Raw genomic sequence first — 7,996 nt, 5'->3', positions numbered from 1 at the left:
ACCAACCGCCTGACCGCCAGTCCCGACAAAATCGGGCAATACCTCCGCCCGAAACCTCTCGCAGCAGCCTAAATCGGTATCGAACACCCTCTGAGGGCCCGCCTCCCTGTGCGTCTCGCCGGTCACTGGCTACTTACCGCCCGCCGGGTTCTGGCCGTCCGAGGTGTTGCCGCCCTCGTCCGAGCCGCCACCGCCGTGCCCGGAGCCCTTGTTGCTGTCGTCCTGCTGCTTGCCGCCGTTACCGGAACCGGTGCCGCCTCCGCGCTTGCCCATGCCGCTACCTCCGTGCTCGTCGTGTCCGGCGGACGGATGCCCGCCGGGTGGTGCTGCCCGTCCCGGCCGTTCTTCCCCAGGGTGGCCGGGACGGGGGTCTGTGGGTGCTACTTGGGGTTCGACGGCTGTTCGGCCCGGATGTTCTCCCCGTCGGAGTCCGTGATGATCAGGACGAGCGGTACGTCGTCGGGGATGAACAGTTCCCGGCGAACCGCGTCGGCGAGGACCTGTTCGAAGTGCCTGTCGATGTCGTCCGCCGCGACGTACGGGTCGGACAGTGCCCCCGCGATTTCCAGCTGATAGCCCTCGGCCGGCACGACGCTCACGTTGACTTCACGCGGCACCGGCGGATCAGACATGTGTACTCCGTAGGGGGTGGATGGTGGGCCCCGCCCCGGTCGTCCCGGTCCGTCCCTGGCGGTCACCAGGGCGGGGGTTGTGCTTCCCCGGCGGCAGATCAGGCACCCGCCGGGGGTCTTAGGGTCGCCCCGGCCCGATCCCCGACGGATCCGGTGCCGGGGCGCCCGGTGATCCTGCCAAACCCCAAAGACAGGACCACCGGCCCGTCAGAGGCCGAAGACCCATTTCCAGGGCCTCTGGCGGGAGCTTGTGGCTAGCGCTGGTCGTAGATCCCGACGTCCAGGCCGAAGCGTCCGCGTCGCCGGATCTCAATCGTGCGGTGGGGCAGCACACGCACCCACCACAGGCAGCCCGGCTCCCGTTCCTCCCTGTCGAAGTCGAGACCGCCGACGACCAGCAAGGCCATGGCGGCGAGGATCAGGACGTACCCCATCACGAGATCACCGTGCCGGGCTCGACCTTCGGACCGATCGTCCACGGCACCCGCGCCAGGTGTTCGTAGGACCGGTGCTCCGGGTCCTCCTTGACGTGGACGAACGGCCAGCTCTGGGCGAGGTTGAACGACTGCAACTCGGGGCCCTCGGCCCCGCACACGGTGCCGTCCTCGTCCTCCGCACGGCACCGGAACTGGTGCAGGACCGGTGGCATGTCGGGCTCGTCGGCAGCCTGGCTCAGCGTCCAGTCCGTGAACGGGAAGACCGTGCGCAGGCGGGGGGCCGGGGCGGCCTCGCGCGGGGTGGGCAGGTCGGCCGCGTCCTGCCTCGCCGGGGGACAGGACGTGTGCGCGAGCGACGGGCCCGCAGAGGTGTCAGCCATGGTGTTCCTCACTCGAAGATCCAGTGCCACGTGGCGTGGCGGTGCTGCAACTCCCGTGTGCGCTCCCGAAGGAGGCGCATGCTGTCTGACTCGGCAGGCACAAGGGCTGCCGACTTTTCGGACTCGTCGGCTGCCTCGGGTAGGGCAGGCAGGTCGGCCACCGCCTGTCCGTCGTCCTCGGCGCTCTCCTCCGGGCGGCTCGACACGGGACCTACGCCGGGCGCTTGTCGAGCGCGGCCCGCAGCGCGGCACGGCGGTGGGGCGTCCGGGCGCGGATGATGCAGTCGTTGCAGATCGGGTGGCAGGTGCTCTGGGGGTCACCGGGGGCCTGGAGCGAGGTGCCCGCGCAGACCAGCGTCTCCCGGGAGCAGGCCCAGCAGGTCCCCTCGCGGTAGCCGTCGGGCCGGTCCACGACGCGCCCCTCGCCCGGAGGCCAGGAGGGCGGCAGCGTGTTCAATCCGCGGCCTCCAAGTCCACCAGCAGGACCATCTCCGGGTAGGGGTCGCTGGAGCTGTCCCGGTTCACCCAGGCGTGGTTGGCGAGCCTGCTCGGGGTCTCCGCGACGGTGCCCGTCCATCCGTCTTTGCGGTGCCGGACCGGGTCGCCCTGGATCACACTGACTTTCACAGTTGCGCCTCTCCATCGGTGCTCATGCGGCGTTCCTGCGGGCGACGCAGGCGGGGCAGGTGCACCAGGACCGCACGGCGGCGATCTGAAGCTCGCCAGCCCCGGACAGGGGGCGGCTGGCGGCGTTGGCCGTCCTGTAGTCGTCCAGCGGGCTCCAGCCGGGGGGAAGTCGGTTCGACTCACTCTTGCTCCGACCCACGTCGACCTCGCGGTACTCACGCTTGGGGTTGCGTCTCGCCATCGGTCTGTCCTCCTTCGCCGTGGCGGTGGGGGGTTACTTTGCGTTCATGTCCGCCGAGCCGTTCATCAACGACGACGACCACGACGCCTGCTGGATCTGTCCAAGCCTTCGGCTCCCCGCTGGGGCGTTCGACGTGCTCGAACGCCCCAGCGGGGAGTACCCGTTCAACCCGGCCGACGGCTTCCGGTACAACCGGGAGGGAGTCCCGGCCTGCGTGCACGGAGACCGCATCGGGCTGCCTCCTGGCCGGTACGCGAGTGCCGGCCAGGAGCTACCCGAGGGCTAGACGGTGATGGCGTGCTACTCGTCGCCGCCGTTCTCGTTGTCGTTCCCGTGCTGGTTGCCGCTGTCGTCACCGTGGTTGTTGTTGCCGTCGCTCATCAAGGCGTCCCTTCTGAGTAGCTGCCGAAGACCGGCAGCGTCGGTGTGTGATCGAGCTGCCGCAGGGTTCATGAGGCCCCAATGTCCTCACTTCGCCTGTCGGCCGCTGACATTCAGTCAACCGTCGGTCACACAACTTCGGATAGGACGTTCCAGCGTGGTCGTCTTCACGGCCCCCGGACATTTCTGAGGGTTGACGGCGGGGTGCCGGGGGGTAGCGTCGCCTCACCGGACCGAGGAGCCCCTATGGCAGCCGCCCGCCCGAACCAAGTCCTTCGGGGTCTCATGCTCACGAACACGTTGTCCGCGAGTGACCTGGCGCGAGCCGTTAACGCCGCTGAGGAGCGGCGTTTCGGTCAGCCGGGGAGTGCGACGGACCGACACGTGCGGCGGTGGCTCTCTGGCGAGACGGGACTACCGCAGATGCACTACCTTGTGGCACTCACGGATGTTTTCGACCTGCCTGCGGATCAGCTCGGGTTCACTCTTTCGGGTGCGAGGGCCCGCCAGCTTGCGGCCGTCCAGCCCCGATCTACGCTGCTGGGAGAGACGCCCGCCGAGCCTCAGGAGAATCACGTGCTCCGTCGTCAGTTCATGATCGCCGCCACTGGGAACCTCATCGGTTTTGCATTCGCACCTCTGCCGACCTCGGGGCGCATAGGGATGGCCGATGTCGAGCGCATCCGGGGGAGCATCGACGAACTCCATGCCGTGGACGACGCCTACGGGGGTGAGCAGCTCGCCGACATCGCCGAAGAGGCCGTCAAACAGATCGAGGACGCCATGGGCCGGTGCGTCTACGGGCCCCGAGTGGAAGCAGCGCTCTACCAGGTGATCGGCGAGCTACATGCCAGCGCGGGATGGTTCGCCTTCGACACTGGCGACCAGAGCCGCGCGGGCCAGAATTTTGACTCTGGGTTGCGCGCCTCCCTGTTGGCCGGCGACCGCATGCTCCAGGCCCGCATCTGGGCCTACATGTCCCGCCAGAGCTGGGAGCTTGGCCGGGCGACGGAGACCATCACCATCGCCCGAGCGGCCCTGGATGCCACGCGTAACAGCCGCAACCACCGCCTCAGCGCCCTGCTGCATGGCCGGCTCGCCCTCGGTTACGCGGCTTCCGGAGAGAGCACCCGGTGCGCAGGCGCTCTCGCACGGGCCGAGACTTCGCTGGACAGGGCCACCGGCACGACGCCGCCAGCGTGGCTGGCCTTTGTCGGCCCGGGTGAGCTACTTGGCGCTGCGGCCATGGCACACATGGACCTGGGTCAGGCCGACAAGGCGGCCGACCAGGAGGAGCAGGGCATGCGGTTGTTGGACCCTGCCTTCAGGCGTAACAGGTTCGCGAAGAGCGTGCACCTTGCCGAGTGCTACCTTGCCGCTGACGAACCGGAGCGGGCGATCGACATGGCGGATGGGGCCCTCGCCCTCTATCCCTCAGTGAACTGCCCCCGTTGGGCCACGCGTCTCGGCAAGTTCCGAGGAAAGGTGGCCGACCTCGGTCTACCGACGACGAAGTCCTTCGTGGAACGCTACGACGTCCTGATCACCTTGTGAGGAGCACCCGCGTGGCCGCCACCCTGACCGTCAGCTACTACACCGCCGACGACTTGCCCGTCATCGAGGGGCAACTGATCGAGGTGTACGCCGAGGTGTACGCGGAGGAGGCAGCCTCTGATCCGTTCTTCCGTGTCGAACGCTTCACCGAACGCCTTCACCGCCATGCTGCCGGGCCGCGCTGGGGCTGCGCGCTAGGAGAGGTCGATGGCTCGGTGGTCGGGTACGCCTACGGTTTTGGACGCACGGCGGCGTACCGGTGGGGCGGACTGATCACTCCGGTGCCAGCCGACCTGCTGGAGGAGACCGATAACAGGACTTTTGCCTTGTGCGAGGTGATGGTCCGTAAGGAGTGGCGTGGCACGGGCGTTGCACGCACCTTGCACGAGGAACTGCTGTCGCACAGGCCGGAGGATCGCTCCCACCTCTTGGTCGAGGAGGACCACCCGAAGGTCCGAGCACTCTACGAACGATGGGGCTACACCTGGATGGGCACGATGCAGCCCTACCCAGACTCGCCCCGCTATGACTCCATGCTTCGCCCGATCATGTGACACAGAGAAGGGGCGGATTCCCCCTGTTCGAGCATGGTCACGTCCTTCCGTTCGGGTGAGAGAGGGTGGGCCCTGGCCCCACCCGATACTTCTCCTCTTCCTCCGGCGGCGGGAGCGGGACGGCGATGGACAGCTCGATGGCCGCGACCCGGCGGGTGAGGTAGCCCCGTCGGCCGGCGGCGGCTGCCACCCACGCCCCGGATGCGTCCTTGGGCATCCAGACGCCTCCGTGCTTTTCCACGGTGCCGATCTGTTCGCCGAGGCCCCGTACGACCCGGTAGTGGCCTCTGCGGCCCTCGTAGTCGAGTTCGAAGCACCGCGGATTCCATCGGCCGTCGGGCAGGACGTTGTCGGGGTGAATGCTCAGGGGTAGTGCCTTCCGTTCGGGTGGGTGGGGGTGGGGCCTGGTGCCATCGGCCGGCGGGGGTGTCGACGGCCCGTTGGGTGGGCGAGGCGGGGGTGGGCTCTGGTGTCCGCTCCCCGATCTCGACGCCGTCGGCGAGCAGCTGCCGGACGGTAGCGTCGGCCTGGTGCTCGTAGGGGTGGCGGGAGATGTAGTGCCCGTTCTCCCGGATCTCGTACATGTCGGCCGCGAAGTCGGTGGTGTTGAGGCTGACGTCCAGGCGGCGGTCGTGGCCGGCCCCGGTGACGCTCCAGCGGCCGGCGGCCACCGCGGACCACGTCAGGTGGATGTCTGCTCCGGTGCGGGCCCGCTCCGCGCGCTCGCGCTCGGCCTGCTCGTCGGCGCTGCGATGGCGGGCGGCCTCCAGCTCGGCCTGGTGCTGCTGCTCGGCCTCCTCACGACGCCGCAGGAACTCGGCCCGGCTCTGGGCGGCCTGGCGTTCCAGCTCCGCGAGGCGCTGGCGGGCGGCTTCCCGACGGCGGGCGGCTTCGTGGCCGCCGGGCAGCGGGGGTAGGGCCTGGGGCTCCGCGCGGGCTGGCCAGGGCTCGGCGAGGTCGGTGCGGTGGTGCCGCCAGATGGTGAGCATGGCGCGGCCGTCCGCTGTGGCGACGACGTCGCCGTTCTCCTCCTGCTGGAGAAACCCGGCGGCGATGACCAGCTCGACCACCTTCCGCCGTACCCGGCGGCCCTTGGCGTCGAGCCGGGCCCCGGCGGGGACGAGGCGGTAGCCGGTGCCGTCCCACCACACGCCGCCTTCGCTGGGGTGCAGGGTGGCCGCCGCGACGAGGCTGTACACCCTGCTGGTCCACCCGGACTGCTCGCGGGCCCCGGGTGCGCTCGGCGGCGACGACCCGGCTGAAGTCGGCTTCGTGGTCGTCGGCATGGAGGCGGGCGGCGTGGCGGGCGTCGTCACGGTGGCCGTGGTCGTCGCCGACCTGGGCGGGGCGCCCGGCGTACCGGTCACCGCACTGAAGGCACCAGACCACCCACCACTGCACCCGGTCGGTGCCGGCGGCCCGACGCCGACCGGGCAGGGGTTACGCAGACCCCACCCCAGGGCGCTGCCGCCTCCGGGTATCCAGGGGGCGCGGGCGGGGGTGGTCACTGGGGTACTTCTTCGCCCAGCCAGCTCCCGCGCTCGAACAGCAGGCCGCCGACGCCCTCGGGCCGGATCCGCTGGACGGGCCGACCCTGGCCGTGGCCCGCGAGTACGGCCGACTGCTCCAGGCGTACGAGCACCTGTTCTGGGACACTCTCGGACAGCTCGACTAGGGTCCGGGGTCTCCCGGGTCACGCCGACGGGCCGACCGGGCGCGGGGGGGGCCGAGGCGTTCATCCCCCGCACCCGATCGGCCTCGCTCAGGCCTGCCAGTGCGGCTTGCCGCTGACCATCCGGCAGTAGATCATTCCCCCGTTGGCGTCATGGGTGCTCTTGCCGAGATCGGCGTTGCGGCAGAACTGCCCGGCCGCGTAGCAGTTCCCCGCGTTCGAGCGGAGCTCGCACTCCGCACCGCCGGCCGCCGCGGTGTGCTGCGGCTCCGGGGCGGTCGGCGGCTGGGCCGTGGTGGTCTTCGGCTGCGGCGCCTTCGGGGTGGGCGACGGCGCGTGGGTGCTGGGGGCCGCCGCTGCGGGGGCGGTCGGCGTGCTCGGCGCGGGGTCCGACGCCGACGGCGGCGTGCCAGCCGGGGACGCGGCGGGCGGCGCCGCAGGCGGTGCGGCCGGCGGGGTCGACTGGGTGGTGGCGCCCGCCGGGGCGGTCACCGGGGGCGAGGCCTTGGCTCCGCCGTCGGCGGCCGACGGGTCGCAACCGGTCAGCGCCAGACCGACGGTGAGGACGAGTCCGGCGAAGCCGGCCAGGCCGGCGCACCGACGCCCGCGTATGCGTGAAGGCATGGGTGGAGAACGCTCCGTTCCGTTTGGATGAGGTGTGCGATTCAAGCAGAGCTCGCACACGATCCGCGCACGGATCTCCCACTCGTTGGCAGATCGAGATCTGCCGGCTACCGAGCGTCGCCGCCCTCCGGTCCGCCGTCACGCTGCGCCGAACCGCCGACCGCCCCAACAGGGGTATAGCGCCGGAGCGCAGGGGAATTCGGCATGTTCCTGACATGGCCAGCGGATCGCTACCGTTCCGGCAACCCCCACGCCGAACGAGGAGATCCCCCATGCTCCGCATCCGTGTGCTCGCGGTCGCCACCGCGCTCGCGGGCGTCGCCCTGACCGCCGCCCCCGCCGTCAGCGCGCCCGCTGACGACCCGTCCACAGTCGCCGCCCTCGCTTCCCCCGCGGCCCGGACCGCCCCGGCCCCGTCCGCGCTGCTCCCCGCGCTCCAGCGCGACCTCGGACTCTCCCCGCAAGCCGCCGCCGACCGGCTGGCCGGGGAGAGCCGGGCCGCCCGGGTTCGGACCGCGCTCGCCGCCGCCCTGGGCTCCCGCTGGGCCGGGGCCTGGGTCGAGGGGCCGGACGCCGCCCTGGTGGTCGCCACCACGGACGCCTCCGTCGCCCGGACGATCACCGCGCACGGCGGCCGGGCCACCGTCGTCCGCAACGCCCTGGCCGCCCTCGACCGGGCGAAGGCCGCGCTCGACCGGGCGGCCCGGGCCGCCACACCCACCGCCACGCCGTTCTGGTCCGTGGACGTCCGCACCAACGCCGTCGTGGTCCGGTCCTCCGACGCCGCCCGGACCTAGGACCAATGCCGGTGACTTTGTGGTCGGTGTCTCGTTGGTTGTGGTGTGGCGAGGGTGGGGCAGGTCAAGGCGCCTGCGAGTGAGCGGATATCGGACC

The 7,996-nt window shown here is 70.9% G+C and carries 14 protein-coding genes; 5 read left to right on the top strand and 9 right to left on the bottom strand.

All coding sequences use genetic code 11. The features are described from left to right. Positions 1-129: 129 nt before the first annotated feature. The 7 genes from ACIP37_RS37610 to ACIP37_RS37580 all read right to left on the bottom strand — a co-directional run bounded on the left by ACIP37_RS37610 (position 130) and on the right by ACIP37_RS37580 (position 2,317). Positions 130-273, bottom strand: a complete 144-nt coding sequence (locus tag ACIP37_RS37610) for a hypothetical protein (protein WP_363625574.1) — start codon at positions 271-273, stop codon at positions 130-132. Positions 274-380: 107 nt separating this feature from the next. After that, entirely contained in the window at positions 381-632 is a 252-nt protein-coding gene (locus ACIP37_RS37605; protein WP_400805713.1) for a hypothetical protein, read from the bottom strand. Positions 633-886: 254 nt separating this feature from the next. Further along, positions 887-1,069 carry a hypothetical protein gene (locus tag ACIP37_RS37600; RefSeq protein ID WP_400805715.1) on the bottom strand — a complete coding sequence of 61 codons (183 nt, stop codon included), beginning with the start codon at positions 1,067-1,069 and terminating at the stop codon, positions 887-889. Next, complete coding sequence (locus tag ACIP37_RS37595; protein ID WP_400805716.1) at positions 1,066-1,449, bottom strand: hypothetical protein; 384 nt, start codon at positions 1,447-1,449, stop codon at positions 1,066-1,068. The genes ACIP37_RS37600 and ACIP37_RS37595 overlap by 4 nt, the downstream gene beginning before the upstream one ends. A gap of 211 nt (positions 1,450-1,660) precedes the next feature. Continuing rightward, positions 1,661-1,861, bottom strand: coding sequence for a hypothetical protein (locus ACIP37_RS37590; RefSeq protein ID WP_400805718.1), 201 nt, complete (start codon positions 1,859-1,861; stop codon positions 1,661-1,663). 41 nt (positions 1,862-1,902) lie between these two features. Next, the gene (locus ACIP37_RS37585; protein ID WP_363631299.1) at positions 1,903-2,076 is read right to left on the bottom strand and encodes a hypothetical protein; all 174 of its coding nucleotides are present in this window, start codon (positions 2,074-2,076) and stop codon (positions 1,903-1,905) included. A gap of 22 nt (positions 2,077-2,098) precedes the next feature. Continuing rightward, positions 2,099-2,317, bottom strand: coding sequence for a hypothetical protein (locus ACIP37_RS37580; protein WP_363631301.1), 219 nt, complete (start codon positions 2,315-2,317; stop codon positions 2,099-2,101). Between the two features lie 46 nt (positions 2,318-2,363). On the opposite strand from ACIP37_RS37580, the gene ACIP37_RS37575 reads away from it, so the two are divergent. The 4 genes from ACIP37_RS37575 (at position 2,364) to ACIP37_RS37560 (ending at position 5,723) form a co-directional block, all read left to right on the top strand. After that, positions 2,364-2,603, top strand: a complete 240-nt coding sequence (locus ACIP37_RS37575; protein WP_363631302.1) for a hypothetical protein — start codon at positions 2,364-2,366, stop codon at positions 2,601-2,603. Between the two features lie 518 nt (positions 2,604-3,121). Next, on the top strand, positions 3,122-4,252 hold the full coding sequence (locus tag ACIP37_RS37570) for a hypothetical protein (protein ID WP_363631304.1): 1,131 nt from the start codon (positions 3,122-3,124) through the stop codon (positions 4,250-4,252). Between the two features lie 11 nt (positions 4,253-4,263). Then, positions 4,264-4,806 carry a GNAT family N-acetyltransferase gene (locus ACIP37_RS37565; protein WP_363631306.1) on the top strand — a complete coding sequence of 181 codons (543 nt, stop codon included), beginning with the start codon at positions 4,264-4,266 and terminating at the stop codon, positions 4,804-4,806. A 686-nt stretch (positions 4,807-5,492) separates the two neighbouring features. Next, a complete protein-coding gene (locus tag ACIP37_RS37560) occupies positions 5,493-5,723 on the top strand; it encodes a hypothetical protein (protein WP_400805722.1) in 231 nt (76 codons plus the stop codon). A gap of 587 nt (positions 5,724-6,310) precedes the next feature. Here the strand turns inward: ACIP37_RS37560 and ACIP37_RS37555 are convergent. Together ACIP37_RS37555 and ACIP37_RS37550 are read right to left on the bottom strand one after the other, a co-directional pair. Continuing rightward, a complete protein-coding gene (locus tag ACIP37_RS37555) occupies positions 6,311-6,448 on the bottom strand; it encodes a hypothetical protein (protein ID WP_363631309.1) in 138 nt (45 codons plus the stop codon). A 120-nt stretch (positions 6,449-6,568) separates the two neighbouring features. Then, entirely contained in the window at positions 6,569-7,102 is a 534-nt protein-coding gene (locus ACIP37_RS37550) for a hypothetical protein (RefSeq protein ID WP_363631311.1), read from the bottom strand. A 272-nt stretch (positions 7,103-7,374) separates the two neighbouring features. On the opposite strand from ACIP37_RS37550, the gene ACIP37_RS37545 reads away from it, so the two are divergent. After that, a complete protein-coding gene (locus ACIP37_RS37545; RefSeq protein ID WP_400805723.1) occupies positions 7,375-7,899 on the top strand; it encodes an alpha-lytic protease prodomain-containing protein in 525 nt (174 codons plus the stop codon). Positions 7,900-7,996: the final 97 nt, after the last annotated feature.

Origin of the sequence: Kitasatospora sp. NPDC088861 (genome assembly GCF_044750105.1) — a bacterium.
GTDB lineage: Bacteria > Actinomycetota > Actinomycetes > Streptomycetales > Streptomycetaceae > Kitasatospora.
The sequence above is the reverse complement of the archived record's forward strand: the minus strand, read 5'-3'. Positions and strand labels throughout refer to the sequence as shown.